At 64.9% G+C, this 26067-nt stretch carries 25 protein-coding genes and 1 pseudogene; 10 read left to right on the forward strand and 16 right to left on the reverse strand.

Features of this window, described 5'->3' with window-relative positions:
- Nucleotides 1-50 precede the first annotated feature (50 nt).
- Nucleotides 51-521, forward strand: a complete 471-nt coding sequence (locus ACPFL9_RS16515; RefSeq protein WP_426003943.1) for a hypothetical protein — start codon at nt 51-53, stop codon at nt 519-521.
- Between the two features lie 4 nt (nt 522-525).
- Here ACPFL9_RS16515 and ACPFL9_RS16520 read toward each other — a convergent pair whose 3' ends face one another.
- The gene (locus ACPFL9_RS16520; protein ID WP_426007599.1) at nt 526-1734 is read right to left on the reverse strand and encodes an acetoin utilization protein AcuC; all 1209 of its coding nucleotides are present in this window, start codon (nt 1732-1734) and stop codon (nt 526-528) included.
- On the opposite strand from ACPFL9_RS16520, the gene ACPFL9_RS16525 reads away from it, so the two are divergent.
- Genes ACPFL9_RS16525 through ACPFL9_RS16535 form a run of 3 tightly spaced genes read left to right on the forward strand, consistent with a single transcriptional unit; the run spans nt 1673 to nt 3970 of the window.
- Entirely contained in the window at nt 1673-1810 is a 138-nt protein-coding gene (locus tag ACPFL9_RS16525) for a hypothetical protein (RefSeq protein WP_426007640.1), read from the forward strand. The genes ACPFL9_RS16520 and ACPFL9_RS16525 overlap by 62 nt on opposite strands.
- 44 nt (nt 1811-1854) lie before the next feature.
- Nucleotides 1855-3288, forward strand: coding sequence for a TrkH family potassium uptake protein (locus ACPFL9_RS16530; protein WP_426003944.1), 1434 nt, complete (start codon nt 1855-1857; stop codon nt 3286-3288).
- Nucleotides 3289-3331: 43 nt separating this feature from the next.
- On the forward strand, nt 3332-3970 hold the full coding sequence (locus tag ACPFL9_RS16535; protein WP_364164415.1) for a potassium channel family protein: 639 nt from the start codon (nt 3332-3334) through the stop codon (nt 3968-3970).
- 12 nt (nt 3971-3982) lie between these two features.
- On the opposite strand, the gene proC is transcribed toward ACPFL9_RS16535, so the two are convergent.
- The 7 genes from proC to ACPFL9_RS16570 form a co-directional block, all read right to left on the reverse strand.
- Nucleotides 3983-4813, reverse strand: a complete 831-nt coding sequence (proC, locus tag ACPFL9_RS16540) for a pyrroline-5-carboxylate reductase (RefSeq protein WP_426003945.1) — start codon at nt 4811-4813, stop codon at nt 3983-3985.
- Nucleotides 4814-5111: 298 nt separating this feature from the next.
- A complete protein-coding gene (locus ACPFL9_RS16545; protein WP_426003946.1) occupies nt 5112-5945 on the reverse strand; it encodes a sugar phosphate isomerase/epimerase family protein in 834 nt (277 codons plus the stop codon).
- 1 nt (nt 5946) lies between these two features.
- Nucleotides 5947-7089: a Ppx/GppA phosphatase family protein gene (locus ACPFL9_RS16550; protein ID WP_426003947.1), complete on the reverse strand. Its 1143-nt coding sequence runs from the start codon at nt 7087-7089 to the stop codon at nt 5947-5949.
- 89 nt (nt 7090-7178) lie between these two features.
- Nucleotides 7179-7613 carry an SseB family protein gene (locus ACPFL9_RS16555; protein ID WP_426003948.1) on the reverse strand — a complete coding sequence of 145 codons (435 nt, stop codon included), beginning with the start codon at nt 7611-7613 and terminating at the stop codon, nt 7179-7181.
- A gap of 86 nt (nt 7614-7699) precedes the next feature.
- A complete protein-coding gene (topA, locus tag ACPFL9_RS16560; RefSeq protein WP_426003949.1) occupies nt 7700-10423 on the reverse strand; it encodes a type I DNA topoisomerase in 2724 nt (907 codons plus the stop codon).
- A 99-nt stretch (nt 10424-10522) separates the two neighbouring features.
- A complete protein-coding gene (locus ACPFL9_RS16565) occupies nt 10523-11161 on the reverse strand; it encodes an ArsR/SmtB family transcription factor (RefSeq protein WP_426003950.1) in 639 nt (212 codons plus the stop codon).
- A 68-nt stretch (nt 11162-11229) separates the two neighbouring features.
- Nucleotides 11230-12876, reverse strand: a complete 1647-nt coding sequence (locus tag ACPFL9_RS16570) for a DUF7059 domain-containing protein (RefSeq protein WP_426003951.1) — start codon at nt 12874-12876, stop codon at nt 11230-11232.
- Between the two features lie 91 nt (nt 12877-12967).
- Between ACPFL9_RS16570 and ACPFL9_RS16575 the strand changes: the two genes are divergently transcribed.
- Together ACPFL9_RS16575 and ACPFL9_RS16580 are read left to right on the forward strand one after the other, a co-directional pair.
- The gene (locus ACPFL9_RS16575) at nt 12968-13414 is read left to right on the forward strand and encodes a hypothetical protein (protein ID WP_426003952.1); all 447 of its coding nucleotides are present in this window, start codon (nt 12968-12970) and stop codon (nt 13412-13414) included.
- Between the two features lie 44 nt (nt 13415-13458).
- The gene (locus ACPFL9_RS16580) at nt 13459-13992 is read left to right on the forward strand and encodes a hypothetical protein (RefSeq protein ID WP_426003953.1); all 534 of its coding nucleotides are present in this window, start codon (nt 13459-13461) and stop codon (nt 13990-13992) included.
- A gap of 57 nt (nt 13993-14049) precedes the next feature.
- Here the strand turns inward: ACPFL9_RS16580 and ACPFL9_RS16585 are convergent, their stop codons facing one another.
- Nucleotides 14050-14946: a rhodanese-related sulfurtransferase gene (locus ACPFL9_RS16585; protein ID WP_426003954.1), complete on the reverse strand. Its 897-nt coding sequence runs from the start codon at nt 14944-14946 to the stop codon at nt 14050-14052.
- Between the two features lie 149 nt (nt 14947-15095).
- On the opposite strand from ACPFL9_RS16585, the gene ACPFL9_RS16590 reads away from it, so the two are divergent.
- Nucleotides 15096-15791 carry a GNAT family N-acetyltransferase gene (locus tag ACPFL9_RS16590; protein WP_426003955.1) on the forward strand — a complete coding sequence of 232 codons (696 nt, stop codon included), beginning with the start codon at nt 15096-15098 and terminating at the stop codon, nt 15789-15791.
- A gap of 79 nt (nt 15792-15870) precedes the next feature.
- A complete protein-coding gene (locus tag ACPFL9_RS16595) occupies nt 15871-18213 on the forward strand; it encodes a DEAD/DEAH box helicase (protein WP_426003956.1) in 2343 nt (780 codons plus the stop codon).
- Between the two features lie 70 nt (nt 18214-18283).
- On the opposite strand, the gene ACPFL9_RS16600 is transcribed toward ACPFL9_RS16595, so the two are convergent.
- The 7 genes and pseudogenes from ACPFL9_RS16600 to ssd form a co-directional block, all read right to left on the reverse strand.
- Nucleotides 18284-18697 carry an Rv3654c family TadE-like protein gene (locus ACPFL9_RS16600; RefSeq protein WP_426003957.1) on the reverse strand — a complete coding sequence of 138 codons (414 nt, stop codon included), beginning with the start codon at nt 18695-18697 and terminating at the stop codon, nt 18284-18286.
- Nucleotides 18694-19092: a TadE family type IV pilus minor pilin gene (locus ACPFL9_RS16605; RefSeq protein WP_426003958.1), complete on the reverse strand. Its 399-nt coding sequence runs from the start codon at nt 19090-19092 to the stop codon at nt 18694-18696. The genes ACPFL9_RS16600 and ACPFL9_RS16605 overlap by 4 nt, the downstream gene beginning before the upstream one ends.
- Nucleotides 19089-19238, reverse strand: a pseudogene (locus tag ACPFL9_RS16610) (DUF4244 domain-containing protein); the annotation flags it as partial. The pseudogene ACPFL9_RS16610 and the gene ACPFL9_RS16605, both read right to left, overlap by 4 nt.
- 264 nt (nt 19239-19502) lie before the next feature.
- A complete protein-coding gene (locus ACPFL9_RS16615; protein ID WP_426003959.1) occupies nt 19503-20120 on the reverse strand; it encodes a type II secretion system F family protein in 618 nt (205 codons plus the stop codon).
- A complete protein-coding gene (locus tag ACPFL9_RS16620) occupies nt 20117-20881 on the reverse strand; it encodes a type II secretion system F family protein (protein ID WP_426007600.1) in 765 nt (254 codons plus the stop codon). Before ACPFL9_RS16620 ends, ACPFL9_RS16615 begins: the two co-directional genes overlap by 4 nt.
- A 5-nt stretch (nt 20882-20886) precedes the next feature.
- Nucleotides 20887-22182, reverse strand: a complete 1296-nt coding sequence (locus ACPFL9_RS16625) for a TadA family conjugal transfer-associated ATPase (protein WP_426003960.1) — start codon at nt 22180-22182, stop codon at nt 20887-20889.
- Nucleotides 22179-23297, reverse strand: a complete 1119-nt coding sequence (ssd, locus tag ACPFL9_RS16630; protein WP_426003961.1) for a septum site-determining protein Ssd — start codon at nt 23295-23297, stop codon at nt 22179-22181. The genes ACPFL9_RS16625 and ssd overlap by 4 nt, the downstream gene beginning before the upstream one ends.
- Nucleotides 23298-23428: 131 nt before the next feature.
- Here ssd and ACPFL9_RS16635 point away from each other — a divergent pair, with 131 nt between their 5' ends.
- Both ACPFL9_RS16635 and ACPFL9_RS16640 read left to right on the forward strand, forming a co-directional pair.
- The gene (locus ACPFL9_RS16635) at nt 23429-25117 is read left to right on the forward strand and encodes a bifunctional 3'-5' exonuclease/DNA polymerase (protein ID WP_426003962.1); all 1689 of its coding nucleotides are present in this window, start codon (nt 23429-23431) and stop codon (nt 25115-25117) included.
- Between the two features lie 54 nt (nt 25118-25171).
- The gene (locus ACPFL9_RS16640) at nt 25172-26065 is read left to right on the forward strand and encodes a CHAD domain-containing protein (protein ID WP_426003963.1); all 894 of its coding nucleotides are present in this window, start codon (nt 25172-25174) and stop codon (nt 26063-26065) included.
- The last annotated feature ends 2 nt before the right edge of the window (nt 26066-26067 follow it).

Raw genomic sequence — 26067 nt, forward strand, 5'->3', positions numbered from 1 at the left:
TCTGTCCGGGCTCCCAGGCCCCGGCCGCCCAACGCACGGGGTGCATGGCAATGACTGACTTGTTCCGGCGCCACATCTTCAACATCATCGCCGCAGTGTTCCTGGCCCTGTTTGTCCTGGTGTGGGCCACCGTCCTGATCCGTGTGGGCACCTGGGTGCCTTCCGGTGGCGCAGAACGGCCGGAACTGAACGGCGCCCTGGTCACGGCAGCGGGGGTCCTGTCGACATCCCTGAGTTCGCTGACGGCGTCGGCACTGGGCTTCACGATCTCGGAAGTCAAAAGGGACAGCGCCGCGGCCGGCGAGCCGAACCAGCTGGTCAGTCCGGGCGCCGTGGCAACCCGGCTTTCAGGCAGGGTGATCTTCGCCATCATGGTCTACATGACCATGGGGATGCTCGTGCTGGTGGTGTGGCTTTTCAAGGGACAAGCATCGACCGACCTGATCGGGGCGTTCGCCCTCTCGCTCCTGGGCTGGCTGGTGGGCGCAGCCGGGGTGGTGTTCCAGACCGAGGAAAGTTAGGCGCTCAGTCGAACCAGGGGTCCAGCCCGTACAGCGGGAAGACTTCCTTGCGCGTGGCCATCACGGTCCGGTCAACCTGGTCCGCCGGGTCATAGCCGACTTCCCAGGAACGCCACCAGATGTCCACGTCGTCACCCATCAGCTCCGGGGCCTGGGCGCCGTAGGTTTCCCGGACGTAGTCGCGCCAGGCCTGTGGAACCGGTGTCTTCAGGGGAACCGGACGCTGCGTCACCATACCTATCAGGTGGGTCCACGCCCTGGGGACGACTCCCGTGATGTCGTAGCCACCGCCGCCGGTGGCGATCCACCGGTTATCGCAGTGCTTTGCGGCCAAGCCCCCGACGGCGGCAGCCGCCTCCCGCTGTCCGTCAACACTCAGGTTGAGGTGCGTCAGGGGATCAAGACGGTGTGAATCGCAGCCGTGCTGGCTGACGATCACTTCCGGAGCGAACGCCGACACGAGCTGTGGCACCACCGCGTGGAAAGCCCGCAGCCACGCAGCGTCACCGGTGAACGCCGGAAGTGCCACGTTGACCGCCGTTCCCGGCGCATCGGGGCCGCCGGTTTCGTTGGCGAAGCCCGTCCCGGGGAAGAGGGTGAGCCCGGATTCGTGCAGCGATATGGTCATGACCCGGGGATCGTTCCAGAAAATGCTTTGTGTCCCGTCGCCGTGATGAGCGTCGACGTCGATGCTGACGATCCGCTGCACACCGCCGTCGAGCAATCGCTGGATCGCAAGCGCGACGTCGTTGTAGACGCAGAAGCCGCTGGCCCGCTCCCGCGACGCATGGTGCATTCCGCCGCCAAAGTTGACGGCCCGCACGGCCGTGCCGTCCAGGATCGACTCGGCCGCCACCAGCGAGCCGCCGGCCAACCGCGCGCTGGCTTCATGCATGCCCGCGAACGCGGGATCGTCCTCGGTCCCCAGTCCGCGGTCCTCTTCAGGTTCCAGCGGATCATCGCTGACACGGCGCACAGCCTCCACATAGGCGCGGCTGTGGACAGTGAAAAGCTCGACGTCGGAAGCCACCCTGGGTGCCTCGACCGCCACATGGCTGTGGTCGAAGAGTCCCAGGGACCCGGCCAGGCGGGCCGTCAGCTCCAGCCGTTGCGGAGCCATGGGGTGCCCTGGACCGAAATTGTAGGCAGTCATGGCCGGATCCCACACCACCGTCGTTGGCAGTGCGGAACGGGTAATGCTGGAAGCAGTCATCCCAGGCCTGGAGTTCACCCTGAACAGGCTACCCGAGCCCGTGCGGCCCCAGCGCCGGGTTACGCCGGGCGAATAGTGGTTTACTACGTAGGAAAGTATGTTCAACCGAGGAAGATCGCCATGTCCCAAAGCCAGTCGCGGTCCCGGACCCCGGCCAACTGGCAACCCGGCCAGCCCGAGCGTGAGGGTCTGTGGATCTTCACCCGCGCCCGGGACTTCATCGACAACATCGCCAATTCCTCCCCTGCACGCCTGGCGCTGGTGGCCTTCTCCATGGTCATCCTGCTCTTCACCGGGCTTCTGTCCCTCCCCGCCTCGGCGGCATCGGGTGAAACAACCCCCCTGCACCAATCCATGTTCACCGCCGTATCCAGTGTGTGCGTCACGGGGCTGACCGTGGTGTCAACGGCCACGCACTGGTCCTTCTTTGGGCAGCTGGTGATCCTGGTGGGCATCTTCGTGGGCGGCCTTGGCACACTGACCCTGGCCTCGCTGCTGGCCCTCATGGTGAGCAAACGGCTGGGTGTCCGGGGCAAGCTCATCGCGCAGGAAGCCATGAACAACGCCGGCAGGCTCGGCGAAGTCGGTACCCTGCTGAGGATCGTGATCATCACCTCGGTGGTCATCGAAGCCGCCCTGGCCCTTGCCCTCATTCCACGGTTCATGGTCCTGGGCGAACCTTTCTGGCAGGCGGTGTGGCACGGAGTCTTCTATTCGATTTCGGCCTTCAACAACGCAGGGTTCACCCCGCATTCGGACGGTATCGTGCCGTACGAGACCGACCTGTGGATCCTGGTCCCCTTGATGCTCGGAGTCTTCCTGGGCAGCCTGGGCTTTCCCGTGGTCATGGTCCTGCAGCAGAACGGCCTGAACTGGAAGAAGTGGAACCTCCACACCAAGCTCACCATCCAGGTCTCGTTCATCCTGCTGGTGGCGGGAACAGTCCTGTGGGGGCTCATGGAGTGGGACAACCTGCGGACCATCGGGCATATGAGCCTGGGCGACAAGATCATCCACTCCCTTTTCGCATCGGTCATGACCCGCTCCGGCGGTTTCAACCTGGTGGACCAGAACCACATGGAATCAACCACCATGCTGCTGACCGATGCCCTGATGTTTGCCGGCGGCGGCTCGGCGTCGACCGCCGGCGGAATCAAGGTGACCACCATCGCCGTCATGTTCCTCGCCATCGTGGCCGAAGCCCGCGGCGACGCCGACGTCAAGGTCTATGGCCGCACCATCCCACAGGGCACCATGCGGGTGGCCATCTCGGTCATCGTCGCCGGAGCCACGTTGGTTTCCGTCGCCGCTTTCCTGCTCCTGTCCATCAGCGGCGCCTCACTGGACCGGGTGCTCTTCGAGACCATCTCCGCCTTTGCAACCGTGGGACTGAGCACCAACCTCAGTGCCGAGCTGCCGCCGTCGGGCGTTTACGTCCTGACCGCACTCATGTTCGCCGGCCGCCTGGGCACCGTCACCCTGGCCGCAGGCCTGGCCCTGCACCAACGCAGCCAGCTGTACCACTACCCGGAAGAGAGGCCAATCATTGGCTAGTAACACAGGGGCTGCCCCCAACCGGCCAGCCCACAATGCGCCAGTGCTGGTGATCGGCCTGGGCCGTTTCGGGTCGGCAACGGCCGAGCAGCTGGTCAAGCAGGGCCGGGAAGTCCTCGCGATCGAACGGGACAGGTCGCTGGTCCAGAAGTGGGCACCCGTGCTGACCCACGTGGTGGAAGCTGACGCCACCAACATCGATGCCCTGCGGCAGCTGGGCGCGCAGGAGTTCAGCTCGGCTGTGGTGGGTGTCGGCACGTCGATCGAATCCTCCGTGCTCATTACGGTCAATCTGGTGGACCTGGGTATCCAGCACCTGTGGGTCAAGGCCATTACGCCCTCCCACGGCAAGATCCTCAGCCGCATCGGCGCCAACCACGTGATCTACCCCGAGGCCGATGCCGGAGTCCGTGCGGCGCACCTGGTGTCCGGGCGCATGCTGGACTTCATCGAGTTCGACGACGACTACGCGATCGTCAAAATGTATCCGCCCAAGGAGACGGTCGGCTTCACGCTGGAGGAATCCAAGGTGCGGTCCAAGTACGGCGTGACGATCGTGGGCGTGAAGACCCCGGGTGAGGACTTCACCTATGCCCGTCCGGAAACCAAAGTGTCCGGGCACGACATGCTGATCGTGTCCGGACACGTGGACCTGCTGGAGCGCTTCGCCGCACGCCCCTGACGTGGTGCCTGGCTAGCCGAGCTGCTTGGTGATTTCGGCTGCCCGGGCGGCTGCGGCGCGGGCGCCGTCGGCGATGATCCTGGGGATCCCGCCGTCGTCGAAAGTGGCGATGGCGCGCTCAGTGGTGCCGTTGGGGCTGGTGACGGCGACACGCAGCGAGGTGGGGTCTGCTCCAGGCTCGGCGAGCATGAAGCCTGCACCGGCAACGGTCTCGCGGGCGAGCATCACGGACAGTTCAGCGTCCAGGCCGAGCTCGACGCCGGCCGCGGCCATGGCCTCGGCCAGGTAGAACGCGTACGCCGGACCGGAACCGCTGATCGCGGACAATGCATCAACCTGGTCCTCGGGAACCTCCACCACCTTTCCGGCACCGGCCAGGACGGCCTTGGCCTTCTCCAGCTGCTCCGGAGTGCAGGACGAACCAGGCGTGACGGATACGACGCCGCGGCCCAGCTTTGCGGGTGTGTTCGGCATGGTGCGGATCACCGGCTGCCCTTCCGGAAGCGCTGCTTCGAGCTGGGCGATGGAGACGGCAGCGGCGACGCTGACCACGATTGTGTCCTTGGACAGGGCCGGGCTGATTTCGCGCGCAAGATCAGCGATGCCTACCGGCTTCACTCCCAGGATGACCAGGCTGGAGCCTTTGGCAGCGAGCTTGTTGTTGTCCGGATCTTCTTCGCCGGCGATCGCCATCACGCCGTGCCGCTGGGCGAGTTCGTCCGCCCGCTCTGCGCGGCGGACGGTGGCAACGATGTCGGACGGGTCCGTTCCGGCGGCCACCAGGCCGCCCAGAATTGCCTCGTTCATGGATCCACAGCCAAGGAATGCGATTCGGTTGGTCATGGATCCATCATTGCAGTTGGCCGTTGGGCGGGTCTAACGCCTTCCGGATGACGGATTCCCAGCCAGTTCCCAAGATTATTGCAGGCGGCACCCAACCTTGCTTTGTAACTTGGTAAGTACCTCATTGAGGGTGCGAGTGATGAGGCGGGCATGGGGATGTCCGCCAGCAGCACCGGTGGCCGGGGCGGGTTTTCCCCCATTTCCCGATCCGGCCGCCGGTGCTTTCGCTTTTAATGGACAGCCCGGACGGACCCCGCAACCCTGAAGGCGATGGGGCCCGTCTGAAGGCCAACTGCCCTTAGCTGTCCAAGCTGCGCACCAGCGGAACGCTCAGATGCTGGCGCGCAAACCGCAAGGTTTCCGCGAGCATCTCTTCACGCTCCCCTGTCACCTTGGCTTTCCGGGTGGAAATCTCAGCCACCACGGCGCCATTGAACCCGTTCGAAGCCAAGTGCTGCAGGACATCGGCGCACTGCTGCGTTCCTGTTCCGGGAACCAGGTGTTCATCCTTGCCGGAGCCTGAGCCGTCCGTCAGGTGGACGTGCCGCAGCTTGCTGCCCAGCGCCTGGACTGCTTCCAAACTGTTGGCCCCCGCAGTGGCGGCGTGCGAGAAATCCCACGTGACGGCGTCGTAGTCCTGGTCCAAGGGGTCCCAGTGCGGAAGGTAAGCCACTGCCTCCCGTCCCCGGACCCGCCAGGGGTACATGTTCTCCACTGCGATATGCACCTGGTAGGTGGCAGCAATATCGCGGACGCCCTGGGCAAAGTTCTCTGCGTAATTGGACTGCCAGCGGAACGGCGGGTGAACCACCACGGTGTCACAACCTACCTCCGTGGCCATCTGGCATGACCTTTCGATCTTGTTCCAGGCCGAGCCCCACACCTGCTGGGTCAGCAGGAGGGTGGGCGCGTGGATGGAAACGATCGGTTGCTTGTACCGATGGCTCAACTGCACCAGCGCGTCAGGATTCTGGCTCACGGCATTGTTGGTGACCATGACCTCCACGCCGTCATAGCCGAGGTCCTGCGCGACGGCGAAGGCGTCATGGACGCTCAACGGGTAGACGGACGCGCTGGACAGCGCCACAGGGATGCGGTGGCCGTTTGCTTGGGGCTCGACGTCGGCACTCATCTCAGGAGGCCACCCCGCCTGCCACCGGGGTGGCATCAACGGCGGTGGTATCCACCGCGGCATTGTTCACCGGGACCGGAATGGGCGTGGGGGCCGGAGTATTCACCGGCACCGGGTTCTCCTCCATGGCTGGCGTGTCCGTGTGCTTGCCTGCTTTCTTTTTCGCCTTGTCCTTCTTGCGTTTACCGACGTGCGGCGCCGGGTCGAGTGCTTCCTCGAAGACCAATTGATCCAGTCGTCGCAGGATCAGCCCCTCCCGGAGCGCCCACGGGCAGATCTCCATCTTGGGGAACTCGAAGAGCTCCAGGGCGGCCTCGGCCACTAGGGCGCCGGCCAGCAGTTGGCGGGCCCGGGCGTCGGAAACCCCCGGGAGGTACAGCCGGTCCTCCACCGTCATGGCCGAGATGCGCTGCGCCCAGAGGCCAAGGTCGGCGGCGTGCAGTTCCCGCTTCACGTAAGGGCCGGCGGCACTGGGTGCTGCCCCAGCGATACGGGCCAGCGACCGGAATGTCTTGGAAGTACCCGCCACCAGGTTGGCCCGGCCCAGCTGGTGGAACGTCGGAACCACGGGCTTCAGCGTGGATCGGATGTAGCGGCGGAGTTCCTTGACGCTTTTCGCCGTTGGCGGATCGTCGTGCAGCCAGTCCCTGGTCAGGCGGCTGGCACCCAAGGGAACTGACGTGGCAATTTCCGGCAGTTCGTCCGTTCCAAAAGCCATTTCAAACGACCCGCCGCCGATGTCCAGGTCCAGGATGGGACCCGCACCCCAGCCGTACCAACGACGCACTGCGAAGAACGTCATGGACGCCTCCTCGCTGCCCGTCAGTTCCTGCAAGGTCACGGTGGTTTCGTGCTTGACCCTCGCCAGGACCTCGGCACCGTTGGTCGCTTCCCTGATGGCCGAGGTACAGAACGCCAGCAGGTCTTCGGCTTTGTGGCGGGCGGCAAACTCCCACGCCTCAAGGACGAATTCGATGAGTTCGTTTTGTCCGGCATCGTTGATATTGCCGTCGCCGTCGAGGTACTGGACCAGGGACAGGGGCCTCTTGTGCGAGGCGAACGCCACAGGGCGCGCGCCGGGATGCGCATCCACAAGCAGCAGATGGACGGTGTTGGAACCGATGTCTAGAACGCCAAGACGCATTCTGCCATTATTCACCGATTCGAAGCCTGCGAAGCAACTTGGCCTGGACGTTTCGCGCTGTTGCGCATGTCGCTCCGCCTGCGTTCCGGTTATTCCCCGGACTCCCCGACCTCGTCCGCACGCTTGAAATCGCGTCGGATGTTGGCGATGCCCTCGGGGTCGATTTCGAAGCCGTATTCGCTGCCCGGATTGATGACCAGGCCCAGTTCGTCCCCGATGTTGCCCAGGATGGCCGAGCCCATGGTGCCGAGCACGTTCGGGGCCGCTTCCAGGAAACGGGCGTCCACCCGGCTCGGGTGGCTGAAGACTGCAAGGACGGGGTTGCCGTCGGCGTTGGAAAGCACCAGAGGCTCCACGGAGGAATCGGGTCCCTCTACTGCTTCCGGGCTGACCAGGTAAACCTCGTTGTTCAGGAAGGCGAGGATAACGTCCACCGGATTGGCGTCGGGGTTGTCAGCCAAAGCGAGCTTGGCCTCGAGGTCGTTCAGGGGCTGGTTGTCCGGCGTAGCCGTCTGTTCAGTCATGCTTCTACTCGACCATGATGCCGGCCGGGACGCAATTCACCGGAATCGCGTCCCGGCACGAATGCCGGGTCCGGACAGCCGGCGTGCTACTTCTTGGCAGCGGCCTTCCTGGCAGGCGCCTTCCGCGTGGTGGTCCGCTTCACCGGTCCCTTGGCCCGCTTCTCGGCAAGAAGCTCGACGGCGCGTTCCCGGGTGAGTTCCTCCAGTGACGTCGAGCGCGGGACCGTGATGTTGGTGATGCCGTCGGTGATGTACGGACCGAAGCGGCCCTCCTTGACCACGATGTTCTTCTCGGAGACGGGATCCGGTCCGAACTCAGCCAACGGCGGAACGGCGGCACGGGCACCGCGCTGCTTGGGCTGTGAGTAGATCTCCAAGGCCTGGTCCAGGGTGATGGTGAAGATTTCCTCCTCCGACCCGATGGACCGGGAGTCCGTGCCCTTCTTCAGGTACGGACCGAAGCGGCCGTTCTGGACGGTGATCGGTGTGCCCTCGGCGTCTTCGCCCAGAACCCGGGGCAGGCTCATCAACTGCAGGGCTTCGTCCAGGGTCACGGTGTCCACGGACATGGACTTGAAGAGGGAACCCGTGCGCGGCTTTGCCTTGACGGGCTTCTTGGGGGGTTTGGGCTTGCCGTTCTTGTAGTACTCCACCGGCTGCGCAGCCAGTTGTTCCTCGGTCATCTCGGGGATGATCTCGGTGACGTAGGCGCCGTAGCGGCCGTTCTTGGCCACAATGGTGTGGCCCGTGTGCGGATCGGTGCCGAGGACGCGTTCCTCCGGGGCCGCAGTTTCCATGAGCTCAATAGCCTTGGCGGCCGTCAGTTCATCGGGTGCCAGTTCCTCGGGGACGTTGGCACGTGCCGACTCGACCACCTCGCCGGTCTTCTCATCAACCGTGGGGATGCTGCTTTCAAGGTAGGGACCGAACTTGCCCACGCGGAGCGTGATGCCCTCTGCGATCGGCACGGAGTTGATCTCGCGGGCATCAATCTCGCCGAGGTTGTTCACGATGCTCAGCAAGCCAGGGTCGGCGTCCTCGCCGTAGTAGAAGTGGCGCAACCACGCTGCACCGGCCTCCTGGCCGTTGGCAATCTTGTCCAGGTCACCTTCCATGTCGGCCGTGAATTCGTAATCGACATAATCGGTGAAGTGCTGCTCGAGCAGGCGGATCACCGAGAACGCGATCCAACTGGGGACCAGGGCAGAGCCCTGCTTCCTCACGTAGCCGCGGTCCTGGATAGTGGAAATCGTGGACGCGTAGGTGGACGGGCGTCCAATGCCCTTCTTTTCCAGCTCTGCCGTCAGGGAGGCTTCCGTGTACCGCGGGGGCGGCGATGTCTCGTGGCCTACTGCAACAATTTCCGAGGCCGACAGTTGATCATCCTTGGCTACGTTGGGCAGGCGGCGGGCTTCATCGGAATCATCGTCGCCGCGGCTCTCGTCCTTGCCTTCTTCGTAGGCAGCGAGGAAGCCGGGGAAGGTGATAACGGTACCCGAAGCGGAGAATTCCGCGTCCCGGCCATCTGCGGAGACCGCGCCAAGCCGGATGGTAGCCGTGGAACCCTTGGCATCGGCCATCTGGGAGGCCACGGTCCGCTTCCAAATGAGCTCGTACAACCGGAACTCATCTCCGCTCAACTGCTGCGCCACCTGGGCCGGAGTGCGGAAGGAGTCTCCTGCAGGCCTGATGGCCTCGTGGGCTTCCTGGGCATTGGCCGACTTGTTGGCGTAGATGCGGGGGCTCTGCGGAACGTATTCCGGGCCGTACAGCTCTGCCGCCTGGCGCCGGGCAGCCGTGACTGCCTCGTCGCTCAGGGCGGACGAGTCGGTACGCATATACGTGATGTAGCCGTTTTCGTAGAGGCGCTGCGCTACCTGCATGGTGCTCTTGGACGAGAAGCGCAGCTTTCGTCCGGCCTCCTGCTGCAGCGTGGAGGTGGTGAACGGCGCAGCCGGCCGCCGCGTGTACGGTTTGGTGTCGACGGACCGGACCCGGAAGTCCGACTTCTCCAGGTTTGCCGCGAGCGAGGTGGCCAGTTCCTCATTGAGATGCACCACGTTGGAGGAGGTGAGCTGGCCGTTGTCGTTGAAGTCCCTGCCGCTGGCAACCTTGGCACCGTCCACGGCGGCCAGCTTTGCCTTGAAGGATCCGGCATCCGCGCCGAACTGGCCCGTCAGGTCCCAGTAGGAAGCGGCACGGAACGCCATGCGTTCGCGCTCACGGTCCACCACCATGCGGGTCACCACGGACTGCACACGGCCTGCCGAAAGGCCCCTGGCCACCTTTCGCCACAGGACAGGGGAAATTTCATAGCCGTAGAGACGGTCAAGGATACGACGGGTCTCCTGGGCATCGACCAGTGCGGTGTCGACGTCGCGCAGATTGTCCATGGCGCGGTGAATGGCCTCTTTGGTGATTTCGCCAAAGGTCATCCGGTACACGGGGACTTTGGGCTTCAGGACCTCCAGGAGGTGCCACGCGATGGCCTCGCCTTCGCGGTCCCCATCGGTTGCGAGGTAAAGCGCATCAGCGTCTTTCAGCTGGGCTTTGAGTTCGGCAACCTTTTTCTTCTTATCCGGCGAAACCACGTAGTACGGCTTGAAGTCGTTCTCGATATCGACAGCGAACTTGCCCAGCGACGTCTTCTTCAGTTCTGCAGGGAGGTCTGACGGCTGCGGGAGGTCACGGATGTGGCCGATGGATGCCTCGACGATGAAGCCCTCGCCAAGGTACTTGGCGATGGTCTTGCTCTTGGCCGGAGACTCCACGATCACGAGTTTCTTGCCGGTTTTTGCCTTGCTGGGCACGGTGCTCCTACAGAAAAAATGTGTATTGGGCTTGTGCCCATCTTGGCTTAGTTCACCATAGATTGCAGAATCCTGCGTTCTGCCGGGTCAGCGGGAACCTTACTGCCCGGGCGCCTGGCGGTCGTCAGGAATCATCGACCACAGGGTAGCAACCCGCTCGGCTCCGGGCGGTATCCGGGTGGGGTCCTCGAGCTCGTACTCGCGCAGGACCTCCCGGATCCGGTCGGAAAGCTCCTTGCGTTGCTGGTTGGTCAGGTACAACAGGTTACTGGCCAGAACCACCGATGCCGGTTCCTCCGCTGTTTCGCCGCGTTGGCGCCGTTCTCCCCTGGCCCTGGCAAAGGCAGAGGCCCGCCGCCTGAAAGCATCGAGTTCAAGATCCACCACCGCGATCTCCGGGCTTGCCACAGTGCCGCCGGAGATGGTGAAGTCGGTGCCGGCGGCTTTCCACCGGCGTTCCCGAGCGTCCCCGGCGTTCTCTGCGGGGGCCACGATCCCCCATTTCTGGAGGGCACGCAGGTGGTAGCTCATGGCGCTGGGGGTAAGGCCCGTTCGCGCGGCCAGTTCCGTTGCCGTGTGGCTGACCTGGGTGGCATAGAGCTCCGAAATGACTTCGAGCCGGGCAGAGTGTGCCAGGGCGCGGATGGCCTTGGGATCGGTGATGACCACCGTCTTTTCCGCCCGCTTGCGCCGTGGGGTGCCGTCAGCCGAAGGGGAAGGCGCGTTGTTCGCAGTCATTTCCTCAGTGTAATCAGCGTCACTTGGCCGGAGGCCTGCATGAAGGGGGCGCGGCGGGTACAGGGCAGTCACGGCGTCTCCTTTTCCTGGGCCGGGATGAGGAAACCGTCAAGGACGAGATTCTCCACTCCTGCCAGCAACCCTGCACGGAACGTGGCGGGATCGATGTCTTCGGCATTTCCGAGGATGGCCTCCAGGGCACCGGCGAGTTGGCGGACAGTCAGCTCACCATCGCATGCAGAGACGAAGCCGGCCAGTTCGGTGCTCAGGAGGTTGGTGCGGCGGAGTCCGGCTCCCTGCCGCAGAAGGATCACTCCTGGATGCAGCGCTCCGGGCCTTTGGTGGCGTTCTTCAGTGACATCACCGGCAACCACGAGCCGCGTGTCCGGAAGGCTGGCTCCCACCAGCCAGTCAGCACGGTCGACAGCGGCTCCCAGATGCGGTCCGATGGGCTGTTCGATGGGGTAGGTGATCTCTTCGAAGCGTTTGATGGCGGCCTGCGCCGCGTCCCTGCGGCGCATCCAGATCATGCCGAAACCAATGCCCCCCACATCCCTGGACGCGAAGTCGTCCAGGTAGGCAGCATAGGACTCCCGGTAGTGGGCGCGGTCCCTGTTTTCCGAGGCGTCCTGCAACCACGTTTCCGCATATTGCTCCGGCCCCACCTGTTCCCGCTGGATGAACCAGGAGTCGACGTCCTGGCCCTCAAGCCAGGCTGCTGGACGGTCGTGCCATTCCGAGCCGGAGACAACTTCCCAGTTTCCCAGCATTTGCGCTGTGCCCCCGGGCTCAAGGACGCCGGACATTGTCCGGACCAGGGACGCCACGATTTCATCGCCGGGCAGTCCGCCATCGCGGTAGGTGAACTGCCCGGACGGGGTTTCTCCACTGGTACGGGGCGTAATGACGAACGGCGGGTTGGACACGACAAGGTCGAAGCGCTGGCCCGCCACAGGTTCCAGCAGCGATCCCAGGCGGAGGCTGACCCGGTCCTCCAGGTTAGCGGGGTCCAGGTTGAGTTGGGGCGCATTGAGCAACAAGTTGAAACGGGTGAAAGCCAAGGCCCGCTCGGAAATGTCCGTAGCGGTGACATGCTCGCAGTGGTGCAGCAAGTGGAAAGTCTGGATACCGCAGCCGGTACCGAGGTCCAACGCCCGGCGGCTGTGCTTGCGAACCGTCACCTGCACCAAGGTTGTGGAAGCCTGGCCAATACCCAGGACGTGATCGTGCCGCAGGACTCCCGGGGCCTGGTGGGCGGCGAGATCACTGGCGACCCACAGTTCAGCCCCTCCGCTGCCGTCCAGGTTGGGATCCCAGCCATAGGGGCGGAGATCCACCTTGGCCGACACCATGCCGGATTCCACCGCCACGAGCCCCAGATCGGCCAGGCCCTGGGTCCGGACATGCGGCAACGCGGCATCGATGGCATCGACGCTTTGCGGTACAGCCAACAACCACAACTGGACGACTGCCGCCAGGGCCCGGACTGATGTGTCATCCGATCCGGCCAACCTCCCGCTGACCAACAGGGCCGGGATCAGCTGGTCCCTGCCCAGGGCGGCATGCGCTGACGGACCCAGGGCTTCAGCGACGCCGTCCACGGTGTAGGAAATGGCGCGCAGATCCCGGGACAAGGCCAGGAGGAGCTCCGGGAGGTCGCTGCGGGGAGCATCAGGGACATTGCCGGTGGTGAAGTCTGTAGCGGTCTGAGTCACCCTGCAAGTCTAGGGGCGCTGCTTCCGGTGCACCGATCGCGGATCCTCGTATGTGGAAAAGCAGCCGCGACGGAACCGGTAGCGTGGAACCATGCTCTACTCAACCTTCACAGGACGCCGTGCGTGCTCCCTGGCCGCAGCTGCGCTGGTGCTTGTCACAGCCGCAGCTTGCCAGGCACCGGTCAACATCGAGGACGCCGACGTGCCGACGTGGAGGGACTCAGTACTTCCCGTGGCCCAAGGCGACGTTGCCTTGGAAGACTCGGGCAAAATCCTGAACCGCGACCCCCTGGTCAAGGACGCGGCGCCGGTGGCAGCCGGTACGTACACGCTCACCATGGTCTGTGATGGCGGAGGCAAGGCCTACTTTGCGGTTTCGTCGGCCGGGAAGAACCTCGCGGATGCTGCTGCCGCATGCAACGGGAACCGCGACGTGGTGAAGATCAACGTCCCGGTTCCGGGCCCGGTGAGCATCTCCACCAGCAGCGTGGACGCCCCCTTGATGTACGCCTACCACCTCGCCGCAGCAGGGAACTGACCGACCCCCTATTGGCGGCCGCCGCACCGGCGTAAAGTCGGATCATGGGCGGCACAGCGGCTGGCTCGGTGAGGCCACGGCGGCCGGTGAGGACCGCCGTCGTGCTTTATCTGGTAGCGGGCTGCACTCTGGCAGGTTGCGAATACACCTACGACGACGGCGCGCGCGCCGGCTCCAGTCCCTCCGCGACAGCGGGCAACAACGTCGTCCTTCCACCGGACCCGGCTTTGGAAGAAACTGTCAGCGGCGAGGAACTGGAGGAATGGGCAACGGCTGCCTTGCCGCAGTCGCAGGGACAGTCGTTTTATTCAAGTACCGGCTACCTCAACCCGGGCGAGTCCAAAACCGAGCAGACGATGCAGTTGCCGGTCGGAACCTATGCCGTGACGTTGGCATGCCGCGGCACCCGGCGGATGTCCTTTGCCGTGAAACTCGCGGGCAATGATCTGGTTGACCTGACGCTGGGGTGCGCAAATGCCCGCGTCAGCGTGGTGCAGCTGGACGTCGACGGTGCCTTGGAGATCACCGTGGGGGCAAGGTCGGACGCCAACTTCGCCTACCGGGTCAGCCGCCTGTAGGGGCAGTGCCAGGCTGCAGGGTGCCAGGCTGCAGGGGCAGTGCCAGGCTGCAGGGTGTCAGGCTGCGTCGCATCCCTCCGGGCACCGCAGGGTTTCAGGGCTGGCAGCGCATTCGGCGCAGTAGAGCGTCAGGGTGCGGCAACTCGGATTTGAGCAGTTCTCGAACTTGTTGGTGGGAGCTTCGCACCGCACGCACTGTCCGATCGTCTTGGCCTGGTCACTGAACTCGACGTGCATGCGCTTGTCGAAGACATACAGGGAGCCTTCCCAGAGCCCCTGGTCCTTGAACGTTTCGCCGTACCGGACGATTCCGCCGTCCAACTGGTACACCTCCTTGAACCCGCGGTTCACCATGAGGCTGGACAACACTTCGCAGCGGATCCCGCCGGTGCAATAAGTAACGACCGGCTTGTCCTTGAGGGAGTCGTACTTCCCGGAATCGAGTTCCTTGATGAAGTCGTGGGTGGTAGCCACATCCGGAACGACCGCGTCCTTGAACCTGCCGATCTGCGCTTCGAAGGCGTTCCGGCCATCGAAGAAGACAACGTCCTCGCCTCCTGCCTTCTTCTGGTCGAGCAGGGCGTGAAGTTCCTCAGGCTGGAGGTGCTTGCCGCCTCCCACCACGCCGTTGTCATCCACCTTCAGTTCGCCCGGGGCGCCGAAAGAGACGATTTCGTCGCGGACCTTGACGCTGAGCCGGGGGAAATCGTCGGCACCGCCTTCGGACCACTTGAAGTCGATGTCCCGGAACCCTTTGTACTCACGAGTGGTCTTGACGTACTGCTTCATGTTGTTCAGTTCGCCGCCGACCGTGGCGTTAATACCGTCCTTGGAGATCAGGATGCGTCCGGTCAGGCCCAGCTTCTCGCACAAGGCGCGCTGCCAGAGCCGGACCGCCTCGGGATCGGAGATGGGGGTAAAGCCATAGAAAAGCACAATTCGGTTCAAAGCCACTGTTAAAGGGTACTGGGTGCAGTAAAATCCTCCGGATTGCCCGCCGCGGTACCCGGCAGCCTGGTACGGGAAGTCACAATTCCATAAGCACCCATTGCTGCGGTCACCGGCCCCTGTTGCTTCATGGTGCGCTGGCATACTCTCTCTACATGAGTCCAGACGCCTTGGTTGAAGACATCGCGCATCTCCTTGAAGTCTGGGTGGCCGGCTGGACCGGCTGCCGGGGCTATGAAGCCCGCCAGGAGGGGCGCTTCCCCGCTGCGTTGCGCGCCGACAAGACGGGTGACTGGGAGTATTTCGCCCATGACCCGTCCGACCAGGAGTTCGCTGACCTGGCCGCGAAAACAAAGGAAGCGGAGACCCGCATCCTGACGATCCTGACCAACGACGTCCAGCACTACAAATACCTCGCAGAGCAGCATGGCCTGGCGGTCAATTCCGCCTCCCAGACCATGATGGTGGTGGATATGGAGACACAGGACTCCGAGGATCCATGGCTTCCCGACGACGACCTGGAACTGGCAACCTCGGAATCCAACGGCGTGCACCACGCCGTGGTGCACTCCGGCGAACAGGTCGCTGCGAGCGGCCGGGTCTACGTTGTGGACGGGACTGCGGTTTTCGACAAGATCGTAACGGAGCCGGCGTTCCAGCGCCGGGGCCTTGGCAGCTTCATCATGAAGGCGCTGGCTGCCAAAGCATTCGAACACGACGTGCAGAACGGTTTGCTCCTGGCGTCGCTGGACGGCCAAAAACTGTATTCGCACCTGGGCTGGGACGTGGTGTGCCACGTACTGATGATGTCCGCGAGCCCCAACGACAGCGCGGATCTCTCCGTCGCCTAGCCACGTGCCGCGGACCGCGCCCCCTGTGGCTCGCGCCCGGCCGAAGATGGCATGCCCGGCGGAATGAAACAATGATCAGGTGGCTGCAACAACTTCCCCGATCAACCTGCTGGGCCGGACGCCGGACCCCGAGCAGCTGCGCCACGTCCACACGATCCCTGCCCGCAAAGCAATCAACGAGCCCTGGCCGGCATGGGTGCACCCCGACATTGTGGAGGCCTACGGCTCCCTGGGTGTCCGGGAACCGTACCGCCACCAGGTCCAGGCCGCCGACCTTGCCCACTCCGGACAGCATGTGGTGATCGCCACCGGCACGGCCTCGGGAAAGTCGTTGGCGTACCAGCTGCCTGCTCTGGACGCCATCCACCGCTCCGAGCTGCGGATCCAGGCAGAACCGGGGAAAATCCACGACGACGGCGCCGTCACCTTGTATCTCTCCCCCACCAAGGCTTTGGCTGCTGACCAATTGGCGGCGGTCCGCTCGCTCAGGCTTCCTACCGTACGCGCGGAAACCTACGACGGCGATACCGACATGGCGTCGCGCCGGTGGATCCGTGGGCACGCCAACTTCATCCTTGCCAACCCCGACATGCTGCATTTTGGCATCCTTCCCAACCACGCCTGGTGGGCTGGCTTCTTCCGCCGGCTCCGCTACGTGATTGTGGATGAAGCCCACAGCTACCGCGGTGTTTTCGGATCCCACGTTGCCAACCTGATGAGGCGGCTGCGACGGATCTGCGCCTATTACGGGGCGGGTAATTCCTTCCCCGAGCCCGTGTTCATTGCCGCCTCCGCCACTGCTTCCGACCCCGGCCTTTCCTTTGGCCGGCTCATTGGCGCTCCGGTGCGTGAGGTCGCCGAAGATTCGTCCCCCCACGGGTCCACCACGGTTGCGCTGTGGGAGCCTTCGTTGACGGACGTCAAAGGGGAGAACGGCGCCAAGCAGCGCAGGACCGCAGTGGCCGAAACCGCCGACATCCTGGCAAACCTGGTATCTGCACGGGTCAGGACGATAGCCTTCATCAAATCCCGCCGTGGCGCTGAGTCCATCTCCTCCATCACCAAGCGGCTGCTGAATGACGTGGATCCAAGCCTGCCCGGGCGCGTGGCAGCGTATCGTTCCGGTTACCTGCCGGAAGAGCGCAGGGCCGTGGAGCAAGCCCTGCGCTCCGGCCAACTCCTTGGCGTTTCCAGTACCTCTGCATTGGAGCTGGGCATCGACATCTCCGGGCTGGATGCAGTGATCGTGGCCGGGTGGCCGGGCACGCGCGCCTCGCTCTTCCAACAGATAGGGCGGGCAGGACGGGCAGGCCAGGATGCCATCGCCGCATTCGTGGCAAGCGACGATCCCCTGGATACCTATCTGGTGAACCACCCCCAGGCCATCTTCGACGTCTCTGTTGAGGCCACCGTCTTTGATCCCGGCAACCCGTATGTGCTGGGCCCGCACCTGTGTGCTGCTGCAGCGGAGCTGCCCATCGGGCCAGCAGAGCTGGAACTCTTCGGCCCCACAGCAGCGGGCCTCCTCGACAAGCTGGTCATCCAGGGGTACCTCCGGAAGCGGCCCGCCGGGTGGTTCTGGACCCATCCGGAGAGCGCCGCCGGCATGGTCAACCTCCGCGCCGACGGCGGTGGCCCGGTGAGCATTGTGGACACCGAAACGGGGTCGCTGCTGGGCACCATGGATTCCCCCCAAACCCACTACCAGGCGCACACCGGAGCGATCTACGTCCACCAGGGCGAGAGCTATCTGGTGGAGGAACTGAACGAAACCGACCATTGCGTCATGGTGAAGCGCGTCAACCCCGATTTCTACACGACTGCACGGGACGTCACCCAGATCGAAGTCCTGGAGACATCGAAGTCCATGCAGTGGGGAGACATCACCGTCCATTTCGGCGATGTCAAGGTAACCACCCAAGTTGTCTCCTTCCAGCGCAAGGCCTTGATCTCCAACGAAATCCTGGGTGAGGAACCCTTGGACCTCGGGGCACGTGACTTGTTCACCAAGGCCGTGTGGTTCGTGGTGGACAACCGCTCCCTTCACGGCGCCGGCCTGGTCGAGGCACAGTTTCCGGGAGCGTTGCACGCCGCAGAGCATGCTGCCATTGGGCTCCTTCCGCTGGTGGCATCCAGTGACCGCTGGGACATCGGGGGCGTATCCACCGCCCTTCACGCGGACACCGGAGTCCCCACCATCTTTGTGTACGACGGCCATCCCGGTGGTGCAGGCTTTGCCGAGCGGGGGTTCGGGAAAGCCAAGGTCTGGCTCACGGCCACCCGTGAGGCCATCAAGGCCTGCGAGTGCGATGCCGGCTGCCCGTCCTGTGTGCAGTCTCCGAAGTGCGGAAACAAGAACAACCCGCTGGACAAGGCAGCCGCCATCACGCTCCTCGACGTCTTGCTGAAGGAAGCCGTTTAGCTTCTTCCTGATGCCGGAACTGTTACGTCGGTTCCCCTGAGCCTCTACGGCGGCAGGCGTGCACTCGCGTTTATGGTGGCGGTCCTGCCCGCGAGCGCCCTGTGGCTGCTCCCAGGGAGAAGGCAGCCTCCAACTCAGTGGAGACTTCCACAACTTCCCCGCCCGTCACCGTGCACCCGGTCAGCCCCGCTCCGTGCCTGGCCGCGACGGCAGCTGCGACCGTGCACGGATCGCCTTCGGCAAGGCCCCGCGCAGCGTCGGCCGCCGCCAACGCTGACAGGTCCGCCGCCGTTGCAGCCTGCGATGCCAGAATGCCGGCCCTCACCAGAAGCAACAGTCCGGCAGCCAGTGCCATGACCACCACCGCGAGCGCCAGGGCCAGGAGTGTTCCCGCCCCGCGCTCCAGCGCAGGGCTATATATTTCCTTGGTCCGGCCGCCCGGCCCCCGCCACCGCCGGTGGATAACCCTCCACGCCCGTTTCATGGACCGGCCACATCTCCTGAACCCGCCGGTTCCGGGGCGTTCTCGGTCAGGGCCGTAGCCGTTGCCGTCAGGGTCCACGGAATCATGTGGCCCAACGCACCGCCGGGCGCTGCCGATGCTGTCACCGTGACCCAGCCGTCGCTTACCCCGACCACCGCGGTTGCTGTGTCACCTGCGAGTTGCCGGACGATGGCCTGGGCTTGGTCTGTGCTGTCGCCGCGGGCCAGGGCACGGGCACCAGCTCGTGCCGCTTCCTCCAGTCGGAACTGGGTGATACCCGCGGCACCGCCCGTGAGAAGGAATGCCAGGAGGAGGACCGCGGCCGGCAACGCGACGGCGAATTCGGCCGTCACGGCACCGTCCTGGTTGAGGGGGCCGTTCGACGCAGGGGTCATGGCAGCGACAGCGCAGTGCGGATCAGGGTGAGCAGGAAACCGCGGACTTCCTCGCTGCGAAGGATGACCACCAGCAGGCCCGCCAGTCCAACAGCAGCAAGCGTTGCGATGGCGTATTCCGCCGTGGCCATCCCGGCTTCGGACCCTGCGCTCCCGAACCTGGATCGAAGCCGCCTGGTCATCGCCGCAAAGCACCGCCCCTGGCAGGGCCGTACGGAAAGGGCGGAGTTGGAATTGGCTGTTGTCATTGTCTGTCCTTCCAGAGGGAATACCGGTGAATCGTCCGGCATCATTGACTCTTCCGGGTCTTCACCGGGTCCTGTAGGGGTTGCTTGGGTGAAGTGGATAAACCGTCCGCCCATGCTGTGTGTGGAGGAACAGTGGGGCAGGCCGGGCGTCATGGTGCTGCATCATCCTGCGGGCATCATCGCGATCAGCACGGGGACAATGCCCAGGCAGATGAACGCCGGAAGGGAACAGAGACCCAAAGGCACGACGAGCTTGACGCCGAGGGCAGCCGCCCGCTTTTCTGCTGCCCGGAACTGTTCCCGCCGTTCCCTTGCTGCCTGTGCGTAGAGAATGGCCGCCGAAGGCGCACCGGTCATGGCGGCGAAAGCCAGCGCATTCCTGAGCCGGACGACTTCGGGCGCGGGCTTTACGGAACTTCCCCATGCCGTCTGCCAGTCGGTCCCGATGGCCAGGGCGGCCACCACAGGCCGCAGGGAACTGGCGACCTCGGGAGTTCCGCTGCGGGCGACCAGCTCCAATGCGCGTCCAAGACCCGCACCTGCGTCCAGCATGGAGGCCACCAGTTCCAGCATCATGGCAGGATCGCGGAGACCGTCGCCGGGAGCCTCAGGGAGGTCCTGGCCGGCGTGGTGAACGGCCTCAACCGCGTGGCGGCGGGAAGCCAACGACGATTTCAGACGTCGCCGGACCGAGGCCGTCATGCCTCCTGGGTGGAAGGCCAGGAAGGCCGCAGCACCAAGGACAACCACCAGGCACACCACCGGGTATTCGGGTATCACGTTGGTCCGGCCGCAGCAGTTACAAGCCGTGAGGACCATACCCTCCCGGCTACTGTCAGCAGGAGCCCTGTACCCAAGGTGGCGATTCCAAAAATGTTCTCCAGCAGGATTCCCACAGGATCAACGCCCAAGGCCGTGCCCAGGACCAGCCCGAACACCGGTAGCCAGGACAAGAGCCGCACGGTGGCTTTGGGACCAGCCAGCGCAGTTTGCCGGGCGGCCTCGGCATCCTCCTCGGCTTCCAGTTGCGCTGCGAACCGTGTCAGCAGGTCAGCCAAGGGACAGCCGCTGGTTTCGGCCACTTCCAGGCATGCTGCCAGCTCCATCCAGATTCGCCGCTCGGCATTGCCCTGGCGTGGGTACACCCCGGCCGCCCTGCTTCGGATGGCCTGCGCCGGGGAGTTCCCGACGACAGATGCTGCCTTGGCCGCACCCAGAATTTTCAAGGAGTTGCCGGAAATCCGGTGGCCGCCGCCGACCTCCGGGCGCAGCTGGTGTACCTGCCATATTTCCTCCCATAAGCGTGATGGAGTACGGCCACCGCGAAGAAGCGCTGCAAGCTGTTGAACGAGGACCACCAGGGGCACGGAACCGTTGTCAGGCGGCCTCCGGAACAGCGGTTTTGGACGGGTCAGGGACCAGCGCCAGGATCCGGTGCCGGGTTCGGTAGAGGCGTCCAACACCGCCTGCATGCGCCGGCGTGAAGTTCCGGAGCCGCTCACGTGCAGCCACGCCGCCAGGGAAAGGACCAGGAGCAGCATGATGCTCACGTGTACCGCGCCAGATCCGCGCTGTTGGCATCATTGGACCCCTCAACTGTTCGTGCTGCACCGCCCGGCCCCCGACCGTGGAGACCGAGCCGGTCAGCCAGGCAGGGCCACGCGGCTTCCCAGGAAACACCGGACGCCGAAACCCGGACAGCCGTTTCCACAGTTTGGCCATGCGGAGTCTCCACCAAAACTCCGATGGAACCGACCCGCCGGCCATGAGGGGTTCTCTCCACGTGAATCACAACGTCCAGGGCACTGGAGACCTGCAGCCGCACAGCCTCGGCACCAAGGCCGGCGAGTGCGCCCAGGGCAACCAGCCGGGCGGGTACGTCCTGTGCCGTATTGGCGTGGATGGTTCCTCCCCCGCCCGTGTGTCCGGTGTTGAGTGCCGTCAGGAGTTCGCGCACTTCCGGTCCGCGGCACTCCCCCACAATCAAGCGATCAGGACGCATGCGCAGCGCTTGCCGGACCAGTTCGCCGAGGTCCACGGCGCCCCCGCCCTCCAGGTTGCCGTGGCGGGATTCGAGCGACACCACATGAGGATGGACCGGGTTCAGCTCCGAGGCGTCCTCAATCACCACGAGGCGCTCCGATGGGTGGCTAAGCCCCAGCATGGTGGAGAGCAACGTCGTCTTGCCCGAACCCGTGGCACCGCTGATGAGGAAGCTGAGCCGACGCTCCATGATGGCTCGGAGTATGTGTTCCACGTCCGGGCCGAACATGCCGCCCTCCCGCAGCTCTGCCATGCTGAACGTGTCCTCCCGCCGGATGCGGATGGACAACAGGGTTCCCGCGGTTGAGATCGGCGACAACACGGCGTGGACGCGATAACCGCCGTCGAGCCTGACATCGACGCAGGGCGAGCCGTCGTCCAGCCGCCGTCCTCCGGCGCAGACGAGCCTGGTAGCCAGGGATCTGACCTGCTGTTCCGACTCGAACCGTACGTTGGATTGTTCGATCCCCCGTCCCCTGTCCAGCCACACGGAGTCAGGCCCGTTGACGAAGATGTCCGTGACGGAAGGATCCTTGGCGAGGCCCTGCAGCGGTCCCAGACCGTTCAACTCGGCGTTGATGGATTCTGCAGCCTCAAGGGCTCCCGCAGTCCCCAGAAGCCGTCCGCTGGCTTGGACTGCTGCCGCCACAGTAGAAGGCGTCACTGGTCCGTTGCCGGCAAGGACGGATTCACGCACTGCTTCCAGCAGGATGGCATCCGGCCTGCGGTTCTGCGGACGGCGGTACCCTTCCGGAACACGACCCGCCGGCCAGCCCCCGGCGTTCAGTGGCCGGTTCATGGAAGGAGCCCGTTCAGTTCAAGGACCTCTCCGGCAAAGGCAAGCACCGGTTTCCTCCGCCCCAGTTCCAGCAGCCGCCCCTGCTCGGTTGCTGCTGCCACGCCGCGGATCCCCGGGACAGTGCCCAGCATGGGCAGGCCGAGGGATCCCGCGATGACATCGGCATCCATGGCGGCCGGCCTGCCGTCGCGGACGAGGAGCGCGGTATCCACCGGCGGCAGTTCCGCAAGGATTCTTGAGGCGGCAACCGCAGGCTTGAGGTGCGCCAAGGTGAGAAGCAGCATCCGGTCGCAATCCCACGCCAGGGTACGGAGAGCGTCCCCGGACCGCCCGATGTCCACCACCACTGCTTCGAAGCTTCTGCGGGCGGCGTCCATCACGGCAGCCACGGCAGCGGGTTCGGGTGTCACCACAGGTGCCCTCGTCCCCGGCCAGGACAGGAACGCGAACCCTCCGGCCACCGGCAAAGAGTCGTGGAACTGGGAGGGATCGATGCTGCCTCGGGTGCCCGTGAAGTCGGGCCACCGCAGGCCCGGCGGCTCGTCTGCAGTGACGGCCAATTCCAGGCCACCGCCCCACGGGTCGCCATCGATGAGCAACGTCCTGATACCGTGGCTTGCTGCCGCTTGCGCCAGCCACACTGCGGCAGTGGTGGCTCCGGCCCCGCCGCTGCCGCCTATGAGCCCGAGCACGCTTCCGCCGGGCTCCGGGGACCCCGACAGGCTCAGGTGCTCGGCCAGCCAGCCGGCGGCTTCGGGCAGGACAGCTACCCTGTCAGCCCCCACTGCGGCGGCCAGTTTCCATAGTCCGTCCCCCTCGGCGGCCGTGCCCAGGAGGATCGCCGGGACTTGCCTGCGGGGCGGGATCTCCCGGATATCGCTGCCGATCAGCACAGCATCGGCATGGTCCCACCCGTGCATTGCGTCTCCGATGTCCGGTACTGCACGCAAATTCCCGCCGGCTGCTGCGACAATCCTGGTGGCTTCCTCCTCCAGATGGGGGTTGCCGGTGACCAGCAGGATGTCGGCGCCACCGGACGGCGTCCAGTTCCCTGGGTGCTGGATTTCCTCTGTTTGGTTGGGGCCGTGCTTTTGCCGACGATGTCGCTTGTTCATGAAGCCACTCTCATGGCCGGACACGGCTGAGGACAGGCCCGAATCCCCTCATGTGGATAAGACTGCGGCCGGAGCGGCTGTTGGGGAGCAGTCGACCTGCCATGCTCCGGGAACAAGGCAGAATGGAGGACATGTATCTGCTGCTCGCCCCCCACCAGGACGGTGCAGCCATACAACGGGTCTCTCCTGCCGGGAAGGCCACAGCGGATGCCCGCGTGGTCACCGGAAGTGAGCTGGCCGCCGTCGTTCTTGACTTGGAAAGCCAGCGGCCCCGCTGGGTCTGGGAACGCACCCAGGACTGGTACCCGGGTCTGCTGAAACAGGGCGTCGAGGTGGAGCGCTGCCATGACCTCACCCTGTGTGGAGCAATTCTGGCGCACTCCAGCTTCACAGCAGACAAGCAGTACGCCCGCAGCGCGGCGAAGATCACCCACGACGACGACACCGTTCCTCCGCGTGCACTCCAGCCGCCTCCGGTGCCGGCCTTGCAGGATGCCCTCTTCGAGGAGCTGCCCCAACCCAAGGGCATGGGCCTGGACGATCTACGCGCTGAGTTTGCGGCACAGCAGGAAGCGGTTTCGCTCGTCACCGGGGATGACCGCTGCAGGCAGCGGCTTCAGTTGCTGCTGGCTGCCGAGTCCGCGGCTGCGATCGTGGCCGCGGAGATGCAGCACGCGGGTGTCCCGTGGCGGGAAGATCTCCACGAACAGATTCTCAACGAGGTGCTGGGACCCCGCCCGCCCCTGGGCCAGCGACCTCCCGCGCTGGAAACCCTGTGCAGGGAATTGCGCAGCATCCTGGATTCTCCGGCGTTGAACCCCGATTCTCCCCAGGACCTGATGCGTGCGCTGCACCGGAACGGGATCGAGGTCAAAAGCACCCGCCAGTGGGAGCTCAAGGAATCGCGGCACCCCGCCATTCCGCCCCTGCTGGCCTATAAGAAACTGTCACGGCTCCACACCGCCAACGGCTGGGCCTGGCTTGACGCCTGGGTACACAGCGGGAGGTTCCACCCCGAATACGTGGTGGGTGGGGTGGTGTCCGGCCGCTGGGCTTCGCGCGGTGGCGGGGCGTTGCAGATTCCACGGAACATCCGCGCGGCAGTCCACGCCGATCCAGGCCACAAACTCATTGTTGCCGACGCTTCCCAACTCGAGCCGCGTGTCCTGGTGGCGTTGGCCCAGGACACCAAAATGGCCGCCGCTGCCCGTGACAAGGACCTCTACGCAGGCATCGCCGCCCAAGGGTTCGGCGGTGACCGGTCCAAGGCAAAAGTGGCCTTGCTCGGGGCCATCTATGGAGCCACGACAGGCGAATCAGGCAGGCTCATGCCCCAGCTCGCCCGAACCTACCCGCGGGCGGTTGGGTACGTGGAGCAGGCTGCCCGGGACGGCGAAGCGGGGCTCACCGTAACCACCCGGCTGGGCCGCAGCAGTCCACCTCCCTCCCCCGGGTGGCTGCGAAGCCAGCAGTCCACCACTGCGGAAGAACAGCGACGCGCAGACAACCTGGCCCGCTCCCGTGGACGGTTCACCCGAAACTTCGTGGTCCAAGGTTCCGCGGCTGAGTGGGCGGCATGCTGGCTGGCTGAATTACGACGGCGGCTGCGCACCTTGCGCGCGGAGGGGTCACCCTCCGGTGAACTCGTTTTCTTCCTCCACGACGAGGTGATGGTGCACGCCCCCGACAACGCAGTGGAAGCCTGTATCGCGGCCATCGAGGAAGCGGCGCATGCTGCCAAGGAACTCTTGTTCGGCCGGATACCGGTGGAATTTCCGGTGAGTGTCGCCGTCGTCGATTCCTACGACAAGGCGAAGTAGGCACGGACCCGCTTGTGCCTTGTCCGCCGCCCCGGGCGGGAGGACACTTGGCTCGTGGGGTCGGAGATCCGTGATGCGGTGGCTTCCTACGTTGGTTTTCAACTGTCGGAGCTGGAGGCGGGCATGTCCCTGATCGCGGCCGCGGACCAGGAAGCCGTCCACTCGGCCCGCCTTGCCCTTCGGCGCCTGCGCTCGGTGATGTCCTGCTACCAGCCGCTCCTGCCCGATGTCCCCCGTGGTTTGAGGGACGGAATCCGGTCCTTGGCCCGGGCCCTGGGCGAGGCCCGCGACGCCTATGTCCTTGCCCAGCGGTTCACCTTATGGTTGGACGCGTACGCCGACTGGCTCAGCGGCGCGGCATTGCACCAAGCGCTGGCGGAACTGGTGGCGTCCAGCAACACGATGGCTGCAACGGTCGGCCGGGACGCACGGAACGACGACCTGCTGGCTGCTGCCCGCGCTGCCTTGCTTCCCTTGCCCTCGACCAAACCGCAGCCCGGCCCGGAGGATGCGACGCGCTTGCTGCAGCAGCAATGGAGAAAAGTCCAGGAGCGGTTGGGCGCCGCAATGTCCACGAAGGTCAACACCGAAGAACACCATGAACTCCTGCATGCAGCGCGCAAAGACGTCAAAGGACTGCGCTACGCTGCCGAAGCTGTCGCGGAAGCGCTGGGACCCCGGGCCGCAGCCATCGTCCAGCCGGCCATGGCGTTACAGCGCATCCTGGGGGAACACCACGACAGCGTTGCCGGACTTGCCTGGCTGGCCGGACTCACCCCCACCATCAACCCGGCGGACATCGAACAGCTCCGCGCCATGGAATCGCGGCGGCTCGGTGAAGCCCAGGCGGGCCTGCACCGGCTGCTGCGGGATGCCCCGATTCCCGCCCCGGTTGACGTCCTGTCTCCCCACGTGCCGCTGGCGGACGCTCCGGCACCCGCAGTGTAGAG

Origin of the sequence: Paenarthrobacter sp. NyZ202 (genome assembly GCF_049860755.1) — a bacterium.
GTDB lineage: Bacteria > Actinomycetota > Actinomycetes > Actinomycetales > Micrococcaceae > Arthrobacter.